At 50.9% G+C, this 20,029-nt stretch carries 24 protein-coding genes; 4 read left to right on the top strand and 20 right to left on the bottom strand.

Translation table 11 applies throughout. The features are described from left to right. The 4 genes from ULO1_RS14835 to ULO1_RS12695 all read right to left on the bottom strand — a co-directional run. Positions 1-274 (bottom strand): PD-(D/E)XK nuclease family protein (locus tag ULO1_RS14835; RefSeq protein ID WP_200806971.1); only part of this gene is annotated, 274 nt, incomplete at its 3' end. Next, complete coding sequence (locus ULO1_RS12705) at positions 267-2,468, bottom strand: ATP-dependent helicase (protein WP_079906229.1); 2,202 nt, start codon at positions 2,466-2,468, stop codon at positions 267-269. The genes ULO1_RS12705 and ULO1_RS14835, both read right to left, overlap by 8 nt. Next, positions 2,458-4,383 (bottom strand): hypothetical protein, encoded by a 1,926-nt coding sequence (locus ULO1_RS12700; protein WP_079933707.1) that lies wholly within the window; start codon positions 4,381-4,383, stop codon positions 2,458-2,460. The genes ULO1_RS12705 and ULO1_RS12700 overlap by 11 nt, the downstream gene beginning before the upstream one ends. 82 nt (positions 4,384-4,465) lie before the next feature. Continuing rightward, entirely contained in the window at positions 4,466-5,413 is a 948-nt protein-coding gene (locus tag ULO1_RS12695; RefSeq protein ID WP_079933706.1) for a TIGR01212 family radical SAM protein, read from the bottom strand. A 187-nt stretch (positions 5,414-5,600) separates the two neighbouring features. Here ULO1_RS12695 and ULO1_RS12690 point away from each other — a divergent pair, with 187 nt between their 5' ends. Then, positions 5,601-6,107 (top strand): DUF6125 family protein, encoded by a 507-nt coding sequence (locus ULO1_RS12690; protein WP_079933705.1) that lies wholly within the window; start codon positions 5,601-5,603, stop codon positions 6,105-6,107. A gap of 122 nt (positions 6,108-6,229) precedes the next feature. Here ULO1_RS12690 and ULO1_RS12685 read toward each other — a convergent pair whose 3' ends face one another. The 5 genes from ULO1_RS12685 to pta all read right to left on the bottom strand — a co-directional run bounded on the left by ULO1_RS12685 (position 6,230) and on the right by pta (position 9,577). Next, positions 6,230-6,550: a hypothetical protein gene (locus tag ULO1_RS12685; protein WP_242947963.1), complete on the bottom strand. Its 321-nt coding sequence runs from the start codon at positions 6,548-6,550 to the stop codon at positions 6,230-6,232. A gap of 65 nt (positions 6,551-6,615) precedes the next feature. Beyond that, positions 6,616-6,795 (bottom strand): 50S ribosomal protein L32, encoded by a 180-nt coding sequence (gene rpmF / locus ULO1_RS12680; RefSeq protein WP_078664932.1) that lies wholly within the window; start codon positions 6,793-6,795, stop codon positions 6,616-6,618. A 3-nt stretch (positions 6,796-6,798) separates the two neighbouring features. Further along, positions 6,799-7,323 (bottom strand): DUF177 domain-containing protein, encoded by a 525-nt coding sequence (locus ULO1_RS12675; RefSeq protein WP_078664933.1) that lies wholly within the window; start codon positions 7,321-7,323, stop codon positions 6,799-6,801. A 64-nt stretch (positions 7,324-7,387) separates the two neighbouring features. Continuing rightward, positions 7,388-8,560: an acetate/propionate family kinase gene (locus ULO1_RS12670; protein WP_078664934.1), complete on the bottom strand. Its 1,173-nt coding sequence runs from the start codon at positions 8,558-8,560 to the stop codon at positions 7,388-7,390. After that, positions 8,561-9,577 carry a phosphate acetyltransferase gene (gene pta / locus ULO1_RS12665; protein WP_078664935.1) on the bottom strand — a complete coding sequence of 339 codons (1,017 nt, stop codon included), beginning with the start codon at positions 9,575-9,577 and terminating at the stop codon, positions 8,561-8,563. A gap of 93 nt (positions 9,578-9,670) precedes the next feature. On the opposite strand from pta, the gene ULO1_RS12660 reads away from it, so the two are divergent. Then, on the top strand, positions 9,671-10,876 hold the full coding sequence (locus tag ULO1_RS12660; protein WP_079933703.1) for a nucleotidyltransferase: 1,206 nt from the start codon (positions 9,671-9,673) through the stop codon (positions 10,874-10,876). Here the strand turns inward: ULO1_RS12660 and ULO1_RS12655 are convergent. Then, positions 10,785-11,630 carry a patatin-like phospholipase family protein gene (locus ULO1_RS12655; RefSeq protein WP_078664937.1) on the bottom strand — a complete coding sequence of 282 codons (846 nt, stop codon included), beginning with the start codon at positions 11,628-11,630 and terminating at the stop codon, positions 10,785-10,787. The two genes, ULO1_RS12660 and ULO1_RS12655, sit on opposite strands and share 92 nt — an antisense overlap. Positions 11,631-11,700: 70 nt before the next feature. Here ULO1_RS12655 and ylbJ point away from each other — a divergent pair, with 70 nt between their 5' ends. Then, a complete protein-coding gene (gene ylbJ / locus ULO1_RS12650; protein ID WP_078664938.1) occupies positions 11,701-12,903 on the top strand; it encodes a sporulation integral membrane protein YlbJ in 1,203 nt (400 codons plus the stop codon). Here ylbJ and ULO1_RS12645 read toward each other — a convergent pair. The 4 genes from ULO1_RS12645 to ULO1_RS12630 all read right to left on the bottom strand — a co-directional run bounded on the left by ULO1_RS12645 (position 12,900) and on the right by ULO1_RS12630 (position 15,311). Beyond that, a complete protein-coding gene (locus ULO1_RS12645; protein WP_078664939.1) occupies positions 12,900-13,373 on the bottom strand; it encodes a hypothetical protein in 474 nt (157 codons plus the stop codon). The two genes, ylbJ and ULO1_RS12645, sit on opposite strands and share 4 nt — an antisense overlap. Before the next feature lie 26 nt (positions 13,374-13,399). Next, positions 13,400-13,888 carry a pantetheine-phosphate adenylyltransferase gene (gene coaD, locus ULO1_RS12640; protein ID WP_078664940.1) on the bottom strand — a complete coding sequence of 163 codons (489 nt, stop codon included), beginning with the start codon at positions 13,886-13,888 and terminating at the stop codon, positions 13,400-13,402. Further along, complete coding sequence (gene rsmD / locus ULO1_RS12635) at positions 13,885-14,457, bottom strand: 16S rRNA (guanine(966)-N(2))-methyltransferase RsmD (protein WP_078664970.1); 573 nt, start codon at positions 14,455-14,457, stop codon at positions 13,885-13,887. The genes coaD and rsmD overlap by 4 nt, the downstream gene beginning before the upstream one ends. 185 nt (positions 14,458-14,642) lie before the next feature. Next, entirely contained in the window at positions 14,643-15,311 is a 669-nt protein-coding gene (locus ULO1_RS12630) for a DUF421 domain-containing protein (RefSeq protein WP_078664941.1), read from the bottom strand. Positions 15,312-15,393: 82 nt separating this feature from the next. On the opposite strand from ULO1_RS12630, the gene gpr reads away from it, so the two are divergent. Continuing rightward, positions 15,394-16,380 (top strand): GPR endopeptidase, encoded by a 987-nt coding sequence (gene gpr / locus ULO1_RS12625; RefSeq protein WP_079933702.1) that lies wholly within the window; start codon positions 15,394-15,396, stop codon positions 16,378-16,380. Positions 16,381-16,426: 46 nt separating this feature from the next. Here the strand turns inward: gpr and ULO1_RS12620 are convergent, their stop codons facing one another. The 6 genes from ULO1_RS12620 to ULO1_RS14605 all read right to left on the bottom strand — a co-directional run bounded on the left by ULO1_RS12620 (position 16,427) and on the right by ULO1_RS14605 (position 19,955). Next, complete coding sequence (locus ULO1_RS12620; RefSeq protein ID WP_078664943.1) at positions 16,427-16,660, bottom strand: alpha/beta-type small acid-soluble spore protein; 234 nt, start codon at positions 16,658-16,660, stop codon at positions 16,427-16,429. A gap of 19 nt (positions 16,661-16,679) precedes the next feature. After that, on the bottom strand, positions 16,680-16,904 hold the full coding sequence (locus ULO1_RS12615; protein WP_078664944.1) for an alpha/beta-type small acid-soluble spore protein: 225 nt from the start codon (positions 16,902-16,904) through the stop codon (positions 16,680-16,682). A 67-nt stretch (positions 16,905-16,971) separates the two neighbouring features. Next, positions 16,972-17,115 (bottom strand): hypothetical protein, encoded by a 144-nt coding sequence (locus tag ULO1_RS14830; RefSeq protein ID WP_159071902.1) that lies wholly within the window; start codon positions 17,113-17,115, stop codon positions 16,972-16,974. A 66-nt stretch (positions 17,116-17,181) separates the two neighbouring features. Continuing rightward, on the bottom strand, positions 17,182-17,361 hold the full coding sequence (locus ULO1_RS12610; RefSeq protein WP_079933701.1) for a small, acid-soluble spore protein, alpha/beta type: 180 nt from the start codon (positions 17,359-17,361) through the stop codon (positions 17,182-17,184). A 601-nt stretch (positions 17,362-17,962) separates the two neighbouring features. Continuing rightward, on the bottom strand, positions 17,963-18,808 hold the full coding sequence (locus tag ULO1_RS12605; RefSeq protein ID WP_079933700.1) for a LuxR C-terminal-related transcriptional regulator: 846 nt from the start codon (positions 18,806-18,808) through the stop codon (positions 17,963-17,965). Positions 18,809-19,568: 760 nt separating this feature from the next. Beyond that, positions 19,569-19,955, bottom strand: a complete 387-nt coding sequence (locus ULO1_RS14605; RefSeq protein ID WP_143325468.1) for a hypothetical protein — start codon at positions 19,953-19,955, stop codon at positions 19,569-19,571. Positions 19,956-20,029: the final 74 nt, after the last annotated feature.

The following is a 20,029-nucleotide window of genomic DNA, read 5'->3' as shown; positions in this document are numbered from 1 at the left end:
ACCAGGTTGCTGCCAGGGCAGCCAGCCACCGGTTCAGGTTGCTTTCCCCCACCGGCGGTACCTGTCCGGTCAGGTAATATTGCTGGGCCAGGCGATGGAAAGTTAACCCCCGTTCCAGCTCCCGCAGGCTTTCTTCATTTTTTCCCCATACCGTGGGCCAGTAGAGAGCATCCACATAGCGATAGCGAAAACGGCGCCGGCAGGTGAGAAAGGTTTCCAGGGCCGCCTGGCTGAAGGTTAGCTGCTGAAATAACTGTTTCTTATTTCTATTCATATATTTTCCCTCCTGCCACCCGTACGAAGTTTGCCATCTCTTTCCAGAAAGTCGGAGCTTCTGAATCTCTCGGTTTTCCATTTTTATCCTGATACTCCCGCGCCCTGGTAATGATCAGACGTTTTTTGGCCCTGGTTATGGCTACGTAAAATAAGCGCAGTTTTTCTCTAATCTCCTCCAGTTTGGCCTCTTCAAGGGGATTACCGGTAATTGCCATTCCCTGCAGCTGTTTCAAATAGGCTTTTGCTTCTGCATTCAGATTGATAATTCTGCCAGGAAGTTTATATTCACTGCGACTGTAATGATGCAGTTTCCCCGTATAGGGATAGGCATTGGTAGCGATGACAAAGACAATATCCCATTCCAGCCCTTTGGCTTTATGACAGGTACAAATAGTTACACTCTTTTCATCAATGCTATCCATCATTTCTTCTACTTTGAGGGCAAATTTCTTGAGGGCAGGCTCGAGAACAGGCAAATTGCTGGCTATTTCTTTTAAACGCCACTCCGGGTAAAGCTGTAACTGGTAGCGGATGTTGCCCGCCAGGTTATGGGCGAGGGCCAGTTCCTCCTTTTTCAGCTCCAGGTCCTCGGCCAGATAGAGCACCAGCTGGTCAGGTACCAGGCGCAGGGAAGCCTCCAGCCAGTCCCGCACCTGTCTTAACCCCTGCTGCAGCACCGTATAGGCCTCCTGGCTCTGCAGGGCATCCAGCAATTCCAGGGTCTGTTGCTGCCCGGGTGGATAAAGCAATTCTTCCGGCCGGTAACCCTGTAAAAAGGTTAACAGGGTCTTCCTGTCCCCTGGTTCCAGTTCCAGGGCGAAAAAGTCCTGCCAGAGCTCGATCCAGGCTTTCAAGTCATCGGGAGAACCCAGATATTTTAGCCCCCGCACCAGGCCATACATGGCCCGTTTTAAATCACTGCCCAGATCTTCTCCCACAATCCGGGCCGCAATCCCCTCCTGGGCCAGCGTCTCGGCCATTTTGGCCCCGATTTCCCGGGTGGGCACCAGAACAGCGATACTCTCACCGGGATAAGTCTTCTGAGCCAGGGCGATATATCTGGTCACCCCCTGGTATTCTTCCTCCCCATTCCGGTAGGTACACATGACTACCGGAAAACCGCCCACTACCGGATTGGGCCTGCTGTCCCCCGCCGGAGCCGGTTGAATAAACTGGGCCTCCAGGGCATTGCGACAGGCCGCAACCGGGTATTCCTCTGTTACCCAGCGCACCAGCCAGTTGGCGGTATCAATCACCTGCTGGCAGCTGCGACTAGCATAAAGCAGATCGACTTTCTGAACCAGGGGGTCACGGCAGTAGGCCCGGTACAGTTCCGGCTCCGCTGCAGTGAAGGTGCCCATAATGGCCTGGTTGGAATCTCCTACCCGAACCAGATTGCCATGGGAAGAGGACAGTAAACGCAGGATTTCTTCCTGCAAAGGGTTGGAATCCTGGGCTTCGTCCTCGAAGATGTACGTCCATTTTTGACTGAGCCGCTGGCGAAGCTGCTGATCCAGGCGCAACAAATCCCGGGCCTTGAGGATCATATCATCAAAATCAATCCCCCCTTCCCGGCTGAGCTGGTGCTGGTAAACCAGATAGACTTCCAGCAACCAGCCCAGGGGGTTATCCGGTGGCAACGTCCCGATCCAGTCTGCTGCCTGCGGTTCCTGCACTCCTCGTCCTTTCAAGGTCGAAATGCCGGCCAGGAGAAAATCGGCGACTTGCTCACGCCATTTCTCCAGTTGCCGGAGGTCAGGCTGATTACCCAGGGGGCCTTCCCAGCGCTGCCGCTGTTTGCGCATCCAGTCATTGATAATCCCTTTAAGGATATGTTTCCTCTGCTCCTCGTCTATAATATTGAAATCTTTATTAACCAGAACTACCTCGGTTTTTTCCTGCAAGATCTGCACTGCCAGGGAATGAAGGGTCCTGACCTCGAATTTGCGCTTGCCTTCGATGCCCTTTTCGGCCAGAATCCTGCTGATTCTCTGCCGGAAGTTGCTAACAGCGGAATTCATCGCCGTCACGATCAGGATTTTGCCCTGGCCAACGGCCCCGGTGGCGATCAGATCTGCCGCCAGATGGGCCAGGACATGAGTTTTTCCCGCTCCTGGCACCGCCGGAACCGCCAGCCGTCCTCCCCGGTAGGCCATGACCAGATCCTGGCCCGGCCGCCAGTTAATTGCCATCAGCACCACCCCCTGTCTGAGCCAAACTGAGGACAAAGTCCAGGAAGGGCCCTTCCTGCTCTATCCCCTGGGAGTTGTAAATACTAATTCCCAGATAAAGATGGTGGCAGCGGCTGAACAGGGCCCAGGCCATCCGGTTGGCCTGTTCTTTGCGCCAGTTCTGGTCAGTATCGTCCTGCCAGATATCCTCTGCTTCCCGATCCCTGGCCAGCAGCCAGGAGTTGACCAGCTCCTTGGCCGGTCCCTGCCACCAGGCAGGCGCAGTCACATCCAGCAAAAAGACATGCTCAGCTGTGAACCCCCGGTCCAGAAAGGAGCTGACGGTACCCAGCAAAAGCCCCTGGCCTCTCTCCACCCAGGGCGCCAGTTCCAGAACTTCCTGGGCCAGGGTCCCTTTGAGAATCATCTGAATAAAGGCCTGGTCGGGCTGGGTTTCATCCCCATAGGCCTGGGCCAGGGCCCGGGGTAAGCGCAGGGCAGCCGCCAGCAACCGCCGCACACTCAGCAGCTCCTCCTCCTGTAAAGGCAGAGGAGCCAGAATCTCACCAAAGGCCCGTTGCAGGAAATGGGCAATGGTCCCCGGCTCCTGCCGATAGGAACGCAACCACTCCTGCAATCTCTCCCATCTCTCGCTGAGAGCAAAACCGAGACGGCGCCGCAGCTGGTCCTGATCCAGATCCAGCTCTTCCACCCCGTTTCTGACCAGCTCCCGGGCCAGTAAACGGGCCCGCAGGGGGTCACATTGAAGAATCAGGGCCAGGGAGTGGGCCAGATCATCCTCGGCAATGGCCAAATGCCAGCGGGGATGGGCCAGAACCGCCAGGGTGAGCAGGGCCCGGACCAGAGGCTGGTCCAGTAACCGCCAGCCAGTGGCAAACTTGCGTACCGGTATGCCCTGGCGCTGGGCCCAGTTCTCGATGGCCGTTTCCAGAATGGCATCTGACACCGGAAGAAGCAGGGCTATCTGATCCCATTCTACCCCTCGAGCCCGCAGCTCCAGGATCCGGGCGGCAATCAATTCCAGCAGCTCAGGCCGCCAGCTGGCCTCTATTTCCTGGATTTGCGGGAGGGTTGGCCTCCCACCTATTTGCCGGCAATTCGCCCCTGCCATTTCCTGCAGGCGGGCCCAGGCCAGCTCCGGCGCCCCTCCCCGGATACGCCCCAAACCGCCTTCCGGGTTGATGGTAACCAGCCATTGCTCTGCTTTCAACAGCAATTGCAGCACCAGATCCAGAGCAGTGGGCACCAGCTCTTCGGCATCATCTATGATCAAACCCCGATAACGTCGCAATAGTTCCTGCCGATAGTTCGGCTCAGGGAGCAGATAGCGGTGATATAGTTCCACCGCCAGGGAATAGTCGATCATCCCGCCCGCCAGACACTGCTGGCGAAATTCCTGCCCTACCGCCAGGGCGGCTTTCAGTTCCTCCTGCCGGTCCACTGCTGCCGGCCAGCCTGTCAGCAAACGTTGCAAGGCCTCCTCTTCCTCCAGGCCATTAACAGCAATGAGATTCAGTAAATCCAGCACCTGTACTGCTAGCTGAGCAGTGGTAGCCACGACTTTCAGCAGTTTACCCTGGGCCTTGGCTCTGTCCACCAGTCTGGTAACCAGATAGTGGGCAGTTTCTGCGGAAAGAAAAAGGGGATCATCCCCTTTTAACGCTGGCTGCCTGGCTTTTAACTGCCACCAGTAAAGGGCAATTTCCCGCTGGATAAAACCAAAATAAGTATAGATTTCCAGATTACCCGCCTGAGGCAAAATCAATTGCTGTCGCCACCAGCTCACCCGCCGGGCGGAAGCCAGCAAAACCAGAATCCGCTCAGTGCGCATGCCTTCCTCCAGCCACTGGCGGTAAACCCGTAAACACTCTGCTGTCTTACCGGCGCCATAAGGTCCTGATAATAGCTCTTTCAACCTGTTCTCCCCTTTAATACAAACTTATGTTCTATACTATTCGTCCTTTAAACTGGAAATCCTGCCGGTTATGGAAAAATTTTTAGTCAAGCAAGCGGCGAACCGCTTTGCCATTTAGATAATCGCATTTCTTTCCCTGCCAGGTATCCAGAGTTTCCAGCCTCTCCTCGATCATCTGCTTGATTTTCCACCAGCTGGTATTCCAGTTACAGAAATACATTTCGCCCTGGGGCCCCTTGCCTACCAGGCGCTGGATTACCGTCTCCGGCCGCAAATATTCAAGGAAAGCCACAACCCGGTCCACATAATCGGGCAAAGAGATCAGGTTGACCTCCCCCCGTTCAAAGCGGCGCCCCAGCTCTGTTTCTTTCACTATATAGAGGGAATGGAGTTTGACATAGTCGATCTCCAGTGCTGAGAGAATTTTGGCATTTTCAATCACATCCACCAGGTCATCTCCGGGCAGATTGAGAATAATATGGGTACAGACCTCAAATCCCCGGCGTTTGAGCCTCCAGACGGCATCGATGTACTCCGCCAGGGTATGGCCCCGGTTAATCTCCCGCAGAGTGTGGTAATTGACGGTTTGTAAACCCAGTTCCACATTGATGTTCAGCCCCTGCTCCTGCCAGTGACTCAGAACATCCAGATAGGCTTCATTGATACAATCCGGACGGGTGGAGATGGAAAGGCCAACAATGTCCGGCTGCCTGGCTGCCGCTTCCATATAATTGCGAAACATTTCCAGGGGCAAATAGGTATTGGTAAAGGCCTGAAAATAGACGATAAACTTATGGGCATTAAAACGGCGGCGGAAAAATGCCTGGTTGGTTTTGATCTGATCTTCCACCGCCAGGGAACTGGGCAGGCATTCAAACCCCGCCCCGGCTTCATCGCAAAAAATACAGCCACCTCGCCCGACCGTACCATCCCGATTGGGACAGGTTCCTGGTAAGTTGACCGGCAGTTTGTATACTTTTTCTCCGAATTTGGCCTGTAGATGCCGGGAGTAATTGCGATAGCGTTCCATCCTGTTTACCTTCCTTGTCTCAGTTCTTGCTAATATTATAGCAGATAATCAGCCGTTCGCACGTCTATGACAGCTGTTGAGCTGTTTTTTCTACCATTTAGCCGGATTTTTTCCGACAACAGCAGGAAGAAAAACAAGAAAGGAGAAATAGATATTCTATAGATATACAGATAGGGGGTAAGAAGGTATGGAACCAAAAGATTTAAGCAAAGAACAGGCCCTGGCGTTGCTGGAGGATTTCGCCAAGCGCTGGCTGGCCCATGATGGCCTCTGGTTCCTGGCCGTGGAAAAGCGCTACGGCCTGGAAAAGGCCATTGAACTGGATGAGGAGGCCTGGGCTACTTTTACGGTACTGGAGGCCAAACGGGTCAAGGAGTTTCTGGGACTGCCGGATAATGGCGGCCTGGAGGCCCTGAAAACCGCTTTGAAATTCCGGCTCTATGGTTTCCTCAATGAACAGGAGATTATCGAGGAGGGACCTAAGCGCATTGTCTATCGCATGAAAACCTGCCGGGTGCAGGCAGCCCGCAAGCGCAAAGGCCTGCCTGATTTCCCCTGCAAGCCGGTGGGAATCACCGAGTACAGCGGTTTTGCCAGAACCATCGACCCCAGAATCAAGACCCGCTGTATCGCCTGTCCTCCCGATGAACATCCGGAAGAATTTTATTGTGCCTGGGAATTTACACTGGAATAGTAAGACAATCCCCCTGATAACGTACGTTATCAGGGGGATTTATACATTAGCGGTGTCTCCTCTCCGCCAGACGACTAATCTGGTATAAATTATTGACCACGGTATTCAGCCACGCAATATGACTACATCTCTTTCAATACCTTCTTCAATACTTTACCATTGGCATTGCGGGGCAGGGCCTCCACAAACTCCAGCTTCCGCGGCACCTTGTATTCCGCCAGCCGCTGTCGGCAGAACTGCAGCACTTCCTCCCGCTTAAGCTGCTGGCCGGGCTTCTTGAGGGCCAGGTCTTCCGGCACCGCTTCGATAACCAGGTCGATTTGCGGATCAGCGTTGAGCTGGTCAGTTAGAGTAACCAGCTCCCGGTTGTACTGAAAGCGTTTATCCGCCTTTTTCAGAGCGGCTGGAAAAGGGTCGTACAGTACTCCGTTCGGGACTCTCACCCTATAGCCAAGTCTCACAGACCCATACAAAAAACACCTCTCCGTTTCCGAAGAGGTGTCTGGCCTTACTCGGCAGCAACAACTTCCTTGTTTTTGTAGAAACCGCATTCGGGGCAAACCCGATGGGGCATTTTCAGGGATTTGCACTGAGGGCAAACGGACATGCCAGGTCCGTCAATTTTCAACCACTGGGCTCTGCGATTGCGAGTGCGAGCCTTGGATTTCTTATTCTGTTGTACACCCATTGTCTACACCTCCTTCAAAAGCTTTTGCAGCACCGCCAAGCGGGGATCAATTTCCCCCCGGGGACACTGGCATTCACCTTCATTCAGGTTTTGGCCACACTTTGGACAAAGCCCCTTGCAACTTTCCTGGCAAAGACCGGAAATGGGCAAGTCCAGCACCATGGCGGCCTTAATTTCGGTATCAAGAAAAACTGCCTTGCCGGTAAAAATCGTGAATTTATCCCGATCTTCCTGCCCGGCCGGGCCCTCGGCAACTTCATGTAAGGGCAGGTATTCCACTTCCAGCGGTACTTCCAGAGGGAAGGTGTATGGTTCCAGGCAACGCCCGCACTGGCGCCTGATTTCCGTGCGGATTTCCCCTTTAACCTGGATAAGACGCCCTACTTTGGCCGCAGTCCCGCTGACAGAAACCGGCTTTACGAACTCCAGTTTTTCTTGTCCAAACTCCAGCGGCACCCATTGTTCCTCAAAAGCGAAAGCAATGGCCTGCCCTGGAGCCTTCAAAAGTTGGCTGACATCAATTTCCATCGGTTTTCACCTCAATAAATAGCCAACGTTAATTATACAGGCCAGAGGGGCCTTTGTCAATCAATTATTTTCCTGCCAGTACGGCCACTGTATCCCGGGCGATCATCAGCTCTTCATTGGTGGGTACAACCAGGACCTTGACCCGGGCAGAAGGCGCTGAGATATCGGCTTCCTGACCTCTCACCTGGTTCTTTTCGGCATCAATAGCAATCCCCAGGGCCTCCAGGTCACGACAAACCATTTCCCGAACCACCGAGGAGTTTTCCCCCAGCCCGGCGGTAAAGACAATAGCATCGACGCCATTGAGCACCGCCAGATAGGCACCGATATATTTCTTGACATCATAGCAGAAGATTTCCAGAGCCAGCCGGGCCCGTTCATGGCCCCGGGCAGCAGCTGCCTCCAGATCGCGGAAATCACTGCTCACCCCGGAAATGCCCAGTACCCCGGATTTCTTATTGAGAATACCGGTCACCTGCTCAGCAGTCAGGTTTTCCTTTTCCATGATATATGACACAATCGCCGGGTCGATATCTCCGCTGCGGGTACCCATGGTCAGGCCTTCCAGAGGAGTAAAGCCCATGGAGGTAGCCACTGATTTCCCCCCATCGATAGCAGTGATGGAAGCTCCATTGCCCAGGTGGCAGGTAATCAGTTTCAGCTGGTCTAAAGGCTTACCCAGCAACTGAGCGGCCCGCTGGGCCACATAACGGTGGGAAGTACCATGGAAGCCATAGCGGCGGATGCGATATTTTTCATAATACTCATAGGGCAAAGAGTAGATATAGGCTTTAGGTGGCATGGTCTGGTGAAAAGCCGTATCAAAGACGGCCACCTGGGGTACCCCGGGCAATAGGGCCTGACAGGCCTTAATCCCGATGATATTGGGTGGATTGTGAAGGGGAGCCAGTTCCACGCATTCCTCAATAGCTTTTAAAACCTCAGCATCTATGACAGTAGAGGCTGAAAACTTTTCCCCACCATGTACTACCCGGTGGCCTACGGCCTTGATTTCCCCCAATCCCCGTACCTGTTCCAGCACCAGACTGATAGCTGCCTGGTGGTCAGGGATATTCTGTTCAATTACAGTTTTATCCTCACCAACGCGGTGAGTCAAACAGCTGCCCTCCAGGCCGATCCGTTCTACCAGCCCTTTGGCCAGCACAGTTTCCTTTGCCATGTCAAATAACTGGTATTTCAAAGAAGAACTGCCGCAATTAATAACCAGTACATTCATTTAATGGTGCGCCTCCCTTGCTTGAGCCTGTACTGCAGTGATTGCTACAACATTGACGATATCATCCACACTGCAACCCCGGGAGAGGTCATTGACAGGAGCTGCCATACCCTGAAGTACGGGGCCAATAGCTTCTGCTCCCCCTAACCGCTGAGCCAGCTTGTACCCGATGTTGCCGGATTGCAGGTCCGGGAAAATCAGGACATTGACATGTCCGGCCACTTCACTGCCCGGGGCTTTGTATTGCCCTACTGCTGGTACCAGTGCAGCATCAGCCTGCAATTCCCCATCCACCTTTAAGTCAGGATAACGTTCCCGGGCAATATCCGTGGCCCGCTGCACCTTGGAAACCAGCTGGTGTTCCGCACTGCCTTTAGTAGAGAAGGAAAGCATGCCCACCCGGGGCTCAATACCGGCAAGATTGCGCGCAGTCTGGGCTGAAGCATAGGCGATTTCAGCCAGCTGCTCTGCCGTGGGGTCAGGATTAACAGCACAGTCGGCAAAAACCAGCACTCCGCCTTCACCATATTGTTCATTGGGTACAATCATGATAAAGGCCCCGGACACTACGGAAATACCGGGTGCAGTCTTGATAATCTGCAGGGCAGGACGCAACACATCTCCGGTGGTGCTCAGAGAGCCGGCCACCATGCCATCGGCATCTCCCATTTTTACCATCATGGCACCAAAATAAAGGGGATTGCGCAGCAAATGGTCAGCGGCATCACGGGTCAGGCCCTTCTCCTTGCGCAAATTCCAGAGGGCCTCCACATATTCCTCCCGGCGAGGGAATTTAAAGATATCCACGATTTCAGCTCCGGTCAGGTCTACCCCCAGCTCCCGACCATTGCCCAAAATCTCCTCCCTCTTCCCCAGTAAAACGGGATGGGCCAATCCTTCCCGCAAAATGATTTCCGTTGCCCGTAACACCCGTTCATCACTCGTTTCCGGTAGGACAATCTGTTGTTTCTTCTGTCGTGCCTTGTTCCAGATTTTTTCCATCAATTTTACTGCCATATGTATGCCCCCTTTGCTAGCCTACCAAAAAAATATTATACTACAAAGTAAGGAGATTTTGTAGCCGTAGCTTTTATTTTTAAGGAGGATATTATGCACGTCGTGGGGCTGATTACCGAATATAATCCCTTTCATAATGGCCATGCCTGGCATCTGCAGGAAGCCAAACGTTTATCCGCCGCTGATTTCGTCCTGTGTGTCATGTCCGGTTCTTTTGTGCAGCGAGGGGAACCGGCTGTACTGGATAAATGGACCCGGGCCCAGATGGCCATCGCTGCCGGTGCCGATGTGGTACTGGAATTACCGGTAGCCTTTGTACTGCGTTCTGCCGGTACTTTTGCCAGAGGGGCTGTCCAGGTTTTAGCTGCAACCGGGGTAATCACTCATCTTTGTTTCGGCTCGGAAAGCGGCCAGCTGCAGCCCTTACAGGAAGTGGCTGATCTTCTGGATGAGGGCTGGTGGGAAAAGGATGTCGGAGAATTAATCCGTCAGGGCCACAGCTTTCCCAAAGCCCGCTATCTGGCTATGAAACAGCCGGAAGCCCTGGCTACTCCCAACAACATTCTGGGCGTGGAGTACCTGCGGGCCATCAAGAAAATGAATCTGGACTGGGAAGTATTTACCATACCCCGGCGTCAGGCCCATTACCATGATGAAGAACTGCCTGCTGCTACCGAAAGGGAAACCATTGCTTCTGCCACAGCTGTACGCAAAGCCTGGCAGGAAAAGGGAACAGCCCCCCTCGCGTATTTGCCCGTGCCTACCTGGCCTTACCTGCAAGAGGCTGTGGAGCAAGGCCGGGGTCCAGTATTCATGGACAGGCTCTGGCCTTTTCTCTGCTGGCAGCTGCGTCAGGATGGAGCAGAAAGCCGTTTGCTGGCTACCGTTGATGGAGAAAGGGCCCTGGTCAACCGGATCTTCAATGCCGTCACTGTAGCGGGCAGCTGGCAGGAACTGGTGCAACTGACCAAAACCAAAGCCTATACCTGGACCCGGATTCAAAGGGTATTATGCCAGTTTTTGCTGAATTTTACCCGGGAAGAGGCAAATAACTGGGATGAAACCGGCCCAGCCTACCTCAGGCTGCTGGCCTATTCCCAGCGGGGGCGGCAATTGTTAAAGCAAATAAAAAAGGCCGGGAGCCTGCCCCTGGTTACTCGTACCACTCCCTGGCGTTACCACCGGCAAATGCGCCTGGATAGTCTGGCTACTGATTTGCACTCTCTCCTCTGGCCCCAGCCCTTGCCCCGCCCTGGTCTGGACTGGCGGCGCTGGCCCACCGGGCCAACAGGTTCCTGATGCCGGGCAGAGCCTGACGGGCTGTTTCTTCTCCCAAACGGATTAATTCTTCATAACAGTGAAAATCCCAGGAACCGATGTGTCCCAGTTGCGGTGTAATTAGCAAATCCGCTTCTTGTGGCAGGGTCTGACAAATCTGGCGCTCCAGAATCTCAATGCTCTGAATCGCCACTTCCCATAATTTCTCCGCCCGGTTATCAGCCAGGCCAAAGCGCACATCCACCCCGATAACCAGGTCTGCTCCCAGCTGACGAGCCATGCGAGCCGGCACCCGGGCGGTCAAGGCCCCATCCACCAGCCGACGCCCCTGCCAGTTTACCGGCTGGAAGACCACTGGTACAGCCGCTGAAGCCCGCAGAGCCAGGGCCAGTTCCCCCTCCTGAATAATGTACGGTTCCCCCTGATCCAAATCGGTTGCTACTACCGCCAGCGGTATCCGGGTCTGGGCAAAACTGCGCCCGCCGGTAAGCACTTTGAGAGCCTGATAAAAATTTTCCCCTTTATATAGCCCCAGCCCCCCCAATCCCAGATCCCGCCAGTTCAACTTACTGAGGGGGCCCACCAGATTAGCCAGCCAGCGGGGGCTGATGCCAGAGGCATAGAGGCCCCCGATAATCGCACCCATGGAAGTACCGACCAGTAAATCCAGAGGTAATCTTTCCTCTTCCCAGACCTTCAAAACCCCGATATGGGCCAATCCCCGGGCTGAGCCAGCCCCCAGGGCCAGAGCTAGCCGTGGCCGCCTCTCCTGCATGGCCTCACCCCCTGGTCTGATTTCTCCGCCTCTGCCATATATTTATTCATGGAAAGGCAGGGGATAGGAATTGAACAGGGAAAAACAAAAACTGCATCAGGGCTATTTCATCCTGATTTGTTCTCTCTTGCTAGTTGTTTCCCTGGCTATCAGCCCCAAAGTTGCTTTTCAAGGGGCCTTGCGTGGCACCAGAGCCTGGTTTGAAATCGTTCTTCCGGCTCTCCTGCCCTTTTTTATCGGTTCAGCCTTACTGGAACGTTATGGTCTTACCCACTGCCTGGGGGTATTGCTGGAGCCGGTAATGCGCCCCCTCTTTAATCTGCCCGGTGCCGCCGCTTTCGTCCTGGCCGTAGGCTATACTTCCGGTTATCCCATTGGTGCTGTTATCACAGCCAGTGAAATCAAAGCAGGGCGACTGACGCCGGCAGAAGGCCAGCGCTTGCTGGCCTTTACCAATAACGCCTCGCCCTTGTTCATGCTGGGAGCAGTAGCCGTTGGCATGCTGGGCCAGCCAGCCCTGGGCTGGACCCTGGCTGCCGGCCATTATGCGGCCAATCTGACCCTGGGTATCCTGTTAGCCTGGCGCAGCCGCCAGCATTCATCCCGGCCGCCACTTAAGGCCGGAAATCACAAAATCTGGGCAGCAGCTTTGCAAGAATTACGCCAAAAACTGCTGGCCAATGAGCGCCCCCTGGGCAACCATCTGGCCGAAGCTGTAGGAGAAGCATGCAATAAACTGCTGGCTATCGGCGGGTTTATCATTGTTTTTGCTACCATCAGCCAGCTGCTGCTTCATTTTGGCCTGCTGGGAGCTCTGGCCCGTCTACTGGATTGGCCTTTTCAACTCCTGGGCCTGCCCGAGGGAATTGGTTTGGCTCTCGGCACTGGTTTGCTGGAAATCACCCTGGGCTGTCAGCAGGCCAGTATCAGCGACCTGCCCTTGCAGGCTAAAGTCCTTACCATCGCCGCTATTTTGGCCTGGAGCGGTTTTTCCGTCATTGCCCAGGTGGCCAGCTTTATCAGTTCCACTTCATTGCGCTTGCTGCCTTTTATCAAAGCACGACTGGTTCATATCTTACTGGCCATACCTTATACCTATTTTTTTTATCAGCTGGGCTGGAGTATACCAGCCGCAGCCTGGCCCCTACCTCAGGCTGCTAATGCCTCCTGGCTGGGGCTTTTGGTTTATTCCGGTCAATTATTTCTTTTCACCCTGCTGGTGCTGACTCTGCTGGCCATTATCAGCAGTTTACTGCACCGGCTAAAATCCTAACCCATCTGATTAGCCCGGTTCTTTTGCTGCAAATCCCGTAACTGCTCCTGGCCGGTCTTCAATTCATCCAGTACGTGACTCAAATTGCTTTCCAGCTTGAGCAAAATATCCAGGGCATAATCAGTAGCCCCTTCCCGAATCTGCCGGGCCATTTCTTCCGCCTGCCTGATGATATCTTCAGCATGGGCTTGGGCCTCTTTGACCACTTCACTTTCATGGGCCAGTTTGCTTTTCTCATCATGGGCCTGGTCGATAATTCTTTTCGCTTGCTGTTCCGCATCTTGCAGAATCCGCTGATATTCCCTGGTAATCATCCGGGCCTGCTTCAACTCGTCCGGTAAAAGCACCCGGATCCGGTCCAGGATTTCGATAAGATCACCGGCATCCAGCAAGACCTTATTGCTAATGGGTACACGAAAAGCTTCATTCACCATTTCTTCCAGGTTATCCAGTAAATCCAGTACTTCCACTCGCTGCTCCCCTCCAATGGGTAAATTTAGCCCTTGAGCTGGGCCAGTTTTTCCTTGATTTTAATTTCGACAACCTCGGGGACAAATCCTTTAATGCAACCACCATAATTTGCAATTTCTTTAATTAAACTGGAACTGATAAAGGAATATTCCGCCCGCGCCATCATAAAAAAGGTCTCCACGGAAGGCTTGAGCTTGCGGTTGGTTACCGCCATTTGTAATTCATTTTCAAAATCGGAAATCGCCCGCAAGCCGCGGATAATTACCCGCGCCTTCTGGGAAACAACATAGTCTACTGTCAAACCAGTAAAGCTGTCTACCCTGACATTAGGATAGGGCCGCAAAACTTCCCGTAATAATTCAACTCGTTCTTCCATTGAAAAAAGAGGTTTCTTAGCAGAATTAACCGAAACAGCGACTATCACCTGATCAAACACATCTGCCGCCCTTTCGATAATATCCAGATGGCCATTGGTGATAGGATCAAAACTACCCGGGTAAACAGCTATTTTCACTCTGCCTTCTCCTCCTCAATATAGAAATTCAAGGCCGCTTCCCCATATTTTTCCCGCCGTTTCAGCCGGTAACCTGCTATCTCTTCAATAGCCGGCTCCCGTGACCTGGTCTCTACTATAATCCAGCCCTCCTGCTGAAGCAGCCGGTATTGCGAAAGCAATGGCAACACTCGGGACAAATGTCCTTGTTCATAGGGCGGATCGAGAAAGATAAAATCAAATTTTCTCCCTTCCCGTCCCAAACGGGGAATGGCGCGATAGACATCATCCTTTAATACCTCTGCCCTTTCCTCCAGGCCGGTGCTGGACAAGTTGTCCCTGATGCAGGCCAGGGCTTTCGGGTCCTTTTCCACCAGCACTGCCCGCGTCGCTCCCCGGCTGAGGGCTTCAATCGCCAGGGCCCCGGTACCGGCAAACAGGTCAAGACAGGTACTATCCCAGATTCGGTTCCCGATAATATTGAACAGAGCTTCTCTGACCCGGTCCAGAGTCGGCCGGGTGGAAATACCCCTGGGAGCTTTCAGTTTTCGACCTCTGGCCTGTCCAGCTATCACCCGCAATTTTTTCACCTCATTTGCATTATAGCATAGAAAAAATTTTTTTCCAGATGTATAAACCTTTTCCCTGCGGGTAATAAATATAAATGAACCAGTCAACACTCTCCCTACAAGCTCTTTCTCCGGTTTCTCCTCTCCCAATGTTACCCGCAAGGGTAACAAATTGGGCCACACCGCAAGGTAGTGGCCTTCTTTTTTTATCTAGGATAGAGATGCAGTTGTCCTCTGGTATCCAGCAAGGCGAAAAAGATTTGCTGTGGCTGCTGGTACCCCTGTTTTTGCAGCTCTCCAACCAGCCAGTTTTCCGACAGACCAATCTGTCCCAGATTATGTTTTTGTACAATCCCATCTTTGATTAAGGGGATAGGTAATCCCTCATAACTCGTAGCTAAACTCAGGTCAGCAGGAGTAACGGGACGATTCTGGCTTTTGGGGATTACACTTAGCTTTCCGGAAGTCTCCAGTACCGCGAATTCCACTTCCGCCGGTGAGGTAAAACCCTTTTCCCGTAACTGAGCCATTAAATCATCCAGGCTATAGCGCAAGCGTTTCATTTCCTCAATTACCGGCTGGCCATTAGCCACAACAATGGAAGGCTGTCCATCCATCAGTTTACGAAAGACCGGAAATTTTAACGCCAAATAGGAAGTGATAATTTCCAGCAAAACCACTACCAGAATAGGCACCAGGCTGGGCAACAGGGGTTTCTGGTAATACTCCATGGGAATAGCCGCCAGTTCTGCCAGCACAATAAAAACCACAATATCAAAAGTGGATAACTGTCCTACTTCTCTTTTTCCCATTAACCTTACCATGACCAGAATGAAAATATAAACAAAAATTGCCCGCAACACCACGTTTGCCATATATTTCCCTCCAAAAAATTATGTATAATTGCGAAAATTGCCGGGTACATTAAAGGCAGAAATTTGGAGAGGAAGATAATTCATGGCGCGACCGGAATTGCTTAAGCATTTTTCCATCAATCTCGATCTGGCTCTCGAAGCCCATGAAGCGATTCGGGGCCAGGTACAACGGGAAATTCCCGGTGTCGCAATGGAAAAACTGCAAAAACCTCATGCCACCGTAACCATCGTTACAGTCCTGGATGCCCAGGGAGAGCAATTAATGGGTAAACCGCCAGGTAAATATATTACCATCGAAGCACCAGATATCCGGGAAGGTAACCGGTTAGTACAGGCCGAAATCGCCCGGGTTTTTGCCGACCAGCTTAAATCCCTGCTATCCCTGGGGCCAGATGCCACCGTTCTTCTGGTCGGACTGGGCAACTGGAAGGCTACCCCGGATGCGCTGGGGCCCAGAGTAATCAATTCCGTCCTGGTAACCCGCCACCTTTTTCATTATGCCCCCCAGGAACTGGCCGGAGGGATGCGCCCGGTTTGCGCTCTGGCCCCGGGCGTCCTTGGTATAACCGGCATTGAAACCGCTGAAATCATCCGTGGGGTAGTGGACAGAGTCAAGCCCAATGCTGTTATCTGCATTGATGCCCTGGCCGCTGGCAGTGCCATGCGCATCGGCACTACTATCCAGCTAGCTGACACCGGTATAAGTCCCGGTTCCGGCCTGGGTCAAAAACGACAGGGTTTAAATCAAGAGACTCTGGGGGTTCCTGTGATTGCCATTGGCATCCCCACCGTTTGTCATGCTGCTGTTATTGCCGGCGAGGCTATCGATAAATTACTGGAGCAGTTCCAGACCAGCCCAACCCTATATCAAATATACAAGAATCTCAATCCGGCTATGATTCAACAAATTATTAATGAAGTGCTGCACCCTTTCGCCGGCAATCTGGTTATGACTCCCAAGGATATTGATGATTTAATTTCCGAATGTGCCAGGATAGTCGTAGGTGGTCTGAATTTGGCCCTCCACCCCGGTATTCCCGAACAGGAAGCCTTCAGCTACCTGCACTAGCCATAGATGGAGAAAGGCGGGACCAAACCCGCCTTCTCCGCCACCCTTATTGCTGGGGAGTAGTGGTGCCAGCTTGCCCGGCCAGAGCTTGTTCAGCCAGTTGCACCATTTTCTTGGTCATCCATCCTCCGATGCTGCCACACTCCCGTGAGGTCATATTTTCATAGCCAACAGTCTGGATTTTTTCCGCTAAACCGATTTCATTAGCGATTTCATATTTGAACTGTTCCAAAGCCCTTTTGGCACCGGGAACCGCAGTTTTGTTCCGATTTCTGGCCATGATGCCTCAACCTCCTTCGTTACTGTTGTACACGACCAGCCAAAGCCTGTTCAGCCAGTTGTACCATTTTCTTGGTCATCCATCCACCGATGCTGCCACATTCACGGGAGGTCATGTTTTCATAACCAACAGTCTGAATCTTGCCGGCTAAGCCGATTTCATTGGCCACTTCCATTTTGAACTGCTCCAGGGCCCGTTTGGCGCCGGGAACAGCCGGTTGATTGGTATTGCGTCCGCCTGGCATCTTTATCACCTCCTTTGCTGTTGGTGTTCATAGTATCCATCAAATTCAGTCACCCTATACGCAACAGTTATTGGCGCGGCTGTTTACCTGTTTCCTCTTTTGTAAAAGGAATGTTGCCAATGCCAGTGATGCCCAGTTCAGAAGCTACTTCATACTGAAATTTTTTCAGCTCCGGAGTCAGAGGAAATTCCTTTTTATTTTTTTTCGCCATCATCCTCACCTCCTCTCGAGGGTGTAAAAAGCCAGGAGAAAAATCTCCTGGCTGGTGCGACTGGACTTACTGTTTTGGTTGGGCCAGACTCCGTTCCGCCATTTCAATGGCTTTGTGCACCATCATGCCACATTGCCGCGAGGTAACGCCACCGAAACCTTCCCGCTGGACGATGTCCGCCACCCCTAATTCTCTGGCAATTTCCCACTTCAACTGCTCGGACATGATACTGCGCCGTCTGCCCATGGCCACTACCTCCTTCACCATCGCACCATTTATAGTTTGCGTGATTTGCTTAAAACTAACCAGGCAATTTTTGCCAAAAACAAAAGCGGGCTAACCCGCTTTTAATACTCCTCATTGGAAACATAGCCGACCCGACCGGCCAGCAAAGTTTGGCCTCAAACATCGCATTTATTTTCAGGATTGCGAAAGACACTGTTGCCACACTGGGGACATTTGACTGCTGCTTCGGCATTATCCGGTTGTACAGGTTTTACCATCTTCATTTCACCTCCTGCCATAGTTTGCGGCAGGAAGGCGAAAAAAATACTCTTATCTCAGCAGCCACTTAATAATTAGCATATGCTACCACAATTGCACGAAGAAGGAAGCATGGAAATCAACCGGAACAGCAGTCTACAACATCAATTACAACGTGGTCATGGCTGATCACGTACAAGTTTTTCTCTCCGCTCCTCCCAAAATAGCCCCAGCGGTAATCGCCAAAGAGGTGACTCCTGTGGCACCTGCGGAGAGAGTACGATAGTTATAGCTTCCTACCACCCCCTATAAAAACATACCTGCTTTATCACTTTTTGTCACACTGTAAACAAAAACACAGCGATTATTCATCGCTGTAACGAACCAAAAACCGGGAGTATTTTTCCTTACACTCCTGAAGACATTTAACCTCTAGTTTTTGATAGGCCCGGCGGACTATAGTTTTCACTGTGTTTTTGCTAATTCTCAGCTTCCTAGCCACTGCTTCATAACTATATCCAGCAACCAGGTACTCCAAAACAACCTTTTCCCGCCCGGACAGTTCCAAATACTTCAGCCTCTCCTTGTCTGCCGCAACATGAGTCTCCCGGTCAACTTCCCTGGAAATTATTTTTGCCAACATTTCAACTAAAGGAATCATCTTTATTAAATCGGTTTCAATATGCGCAGAAATGTCCAAAAAACCCATTATTCCATGATAACTGCTATAAATCGGAACAGCAACACAGTACCAGGATTTTAAGAAATCACAATAATGCTGTTCTCCTCTAACTACTACCGTTTTTAGTTCTTGCATGGCCAAGCAGATGGCATTGGTTCCGGCACTTTCACAACTAAAAGATGTACCTCTCCTTATTCCAAGTTCAGCACACATTTTTAACACTTCCGGACTACAGGTAAGCTCCAGGACATACCCTTCCTTATCACAGAGCAGGAATAATACAGTTTTATCCAGCAAACTGGCATAACTTTCCTGCAGCAGCGGAGCCGCGATCTCTAATAAAATCTTGTTCTGCTTTATTCTAACTAATGTTTTTTGTTTACTCAAACAAATCCTGGGTCTGTCCTGGTCCGGTTTAATGCCAAGTTGTTTGGATTTTTGCCATGATTCATTGATCCGCACTGAATCAAAAAATAAGACACTGGTATCCTGGTGGAGAAAATCAAGTTGTTTCCATTTATCAAACAAAAAGATTCCCCCCTCTTAATCTCCCCCATTCCTATGTCTATATTTTATCATGTGAAACTTTTCCTGAGAAGAAAAAACGGGCCAGCCCCCTGCTTGTCTACGACCGGTGAGCCTGGGAAGGGGCAGGCGGTTAAAACTGTTGACAGTGCTGCCCTATTTAAAACTCGGGAGTAATCGTTACCGAATGAGGCAACTCTTATACGCCATTACCACAAAATCTCCCAACAGATACTTGTGGAAAAATCCTTACAAAAATAACGAATTTCCTCTTGCAAAAAACAATTCTAATTTTGTGATACAGGAGGAATAGTAGTTGATGAATTTATTTTCTTCCAGATTGATTTGATTACAACTTTATACAATAGGTTACCGAAGATTACATAGAATATTATAGTTGCAGTTAAACAGAAATAACATAAATTCCCAGCCCAAAAAAATTGAGCGAACTGTAGAAAAGATGCAAAGCTAGCACATAACATCGTAGTTAAAAGTGTCAGATATTTTAGGCTTGAAAAACGCATTGAAAAATGATTCAAAACCGCAAGGGTGACAGAAGCAACAACTCCTATCAACGCTATAATTACACCATCTATTGGCAGAAAGAATATTTGGTTACATGAAGAACAGCCTTTAACAGTATATTTGACCCAAGCCGTATAACTAAGTAAAACTGCGTTAATTAACGATAAACAAGTTGTTGTATTTATCTTCCACACCTTTTCCCTTCCCCATTTCTTAATATAGCATTTTTATTAATCTATTAACGTTTTCTATGCGGAAATGCGCTTCGGGGGTCTCCTATCCAATCTCCTATAACCTTCCATATACCTTTATATTTACTAGCTTTTTTTTCTTTTAAGTAAAAAGGATACCATAAAAAAGTTGTTGAAAAAATCAAATAATATACTATCATTGAAATAAATCCAAAGGCTCCATTATTTGTATAGCTTTTAATAATAAAGTTAATTGTAAGTCCCAAAGTAATATTTAAAACTATAAGAGCACCATACCTGTTCCTAAAAAGAGTTCCAATTTCTAGCCAAATTCCCTTATAGCGCTGCGGTTGTTTGTCACGTAAATAAAATGGATATAAAAGAAAAAATGCATAAACCAGTAGCGTTGCATTAATTTTATGAATGGTAGTCAACTATGTTTTGGTCATTACGCATTATGGTATATATGACATTTATGTAATTATATGTAATTAAGGACTCCAGTTCT

Source organism: Carboxydocella sp. ULO1 (genome assembly GCF_002049255.1).
Classification (GTDB): domain Bacteria; phylum Bacillota.
The sequence above is the reverse complement of the archived record's forward strand: the minus strand, read 5'-3'. Positions and strand labels throughout refer to the sequence as shown.

Excerpts from the sequence above, each read along its gene's own strand:
- ULO1_RS12675 (WP_078664933.1), bottom strand. The coding sequence starts at position 7,323 with ATGGAAATTGATGTCAGCCAACTTTTGAAGGCTCCAGGGCAGGCCATT.
- pta (WP_078664935.1), bottom strand. The coding sequence starts at position 9,577 with ATGGCAGTAAAATTGATGGAAAAAATCTGGAACAAGGCACGACAGAAG.
- ULO1_RS12615 (WP_078664944.1), bottom strand. The coding sequence starts at position 16,904 with ATGCCAGGCGGACGCAATACCAATCAACCGGCTGTTCCCGGCGCCAAA.
- ULO1_RS12695 (WP_079933706.1), bottom strand. The coding sequence starts at position 5,413 with ATGGAACGCTATCGCAATTACTCCCGGCATCTACAGGCCAAATTCGGA.
- ULO1_RS12660 (WP_079933703.1), top strand. The coding sequence starts at position 9,671 with ATGCACGTCGTGGGGCTGATTACCGAATATAATCCCTTTCATAATGGC.
- ULO1_RS12620 (WP_078664943.1), bottom strand. The coding sequence starts at position 16,660 with ATGGCCAGAAATCGGAACAAAACTGCGGTTCCCGGTGCCAAAAGGGCT.
- gpr (WP_079933702.1), top strand. The coding sequence starts at position 15,394 with ATGGCGCGACCGGAATTGCTTAAGCATTTTTCCATCAATCTCGATCTG.
- ULO1_RS12690 (WP_079933705.1), top strand. The coding sequence starts at position 5,601 with ATGGAACCAAAAGATTTAAGCAAAGAACAGGCCCTGGCGTTGCTGGAG.
- ULO1_RS12630 (WP_078664941.1), bottom strand. The coding sequence starts at position 15,311 with ATGGCAAACGTGGTGTTGCGGGCAATTTTTGTTTATATTTTCATTCTG.
- ULO1_RS12610 (WP_079933701.1), bottom strand. The coding sequence starts at position 17,361 with ATGGGCAGACGGCGCAGTATCATGTCCGAGCAGTTGAAGTGGGAAATT.
- ULO1_RS12655 (WP_078664937.1), bottom strand. The coding sequence starts at position 11,630 with ATGCAGGAGAGGCGGCCACGGCTAGCTCTGGCCCTGGGGGCTGGCTCA.
- ULO1_RS12670 (WP_078664934.1), bottom strand. The coding sequence starts at position 8,560 with ATGAATGTACTGGTTATTAATTGCGGCAGTTCTTCTTTGAAATACCAG.
- ULO1_RS14830 (WP_159071902.1), bottom strand. The coding sequence starts at position 17,115 with ATGGCGAAAAAAAATAAAAAGGAATTTCCTCTGACTCCGGAGCTGAAA.
- ULO1_RS12705 (WP_079906229.1), bottom strand. The coding sequence starts at position 2,468 with ATGGCAATTAACTGGCGGCCGGGCCAGGATCTGGTCATGGCCTACCGG.
- rpmF (WP_078664932.1), bottom strand. The coding sequence starts at position 6,795 with ATGGGTGTACAACAGAATAAGAAATCCAAGGCTCGCACTCGCAATCGC.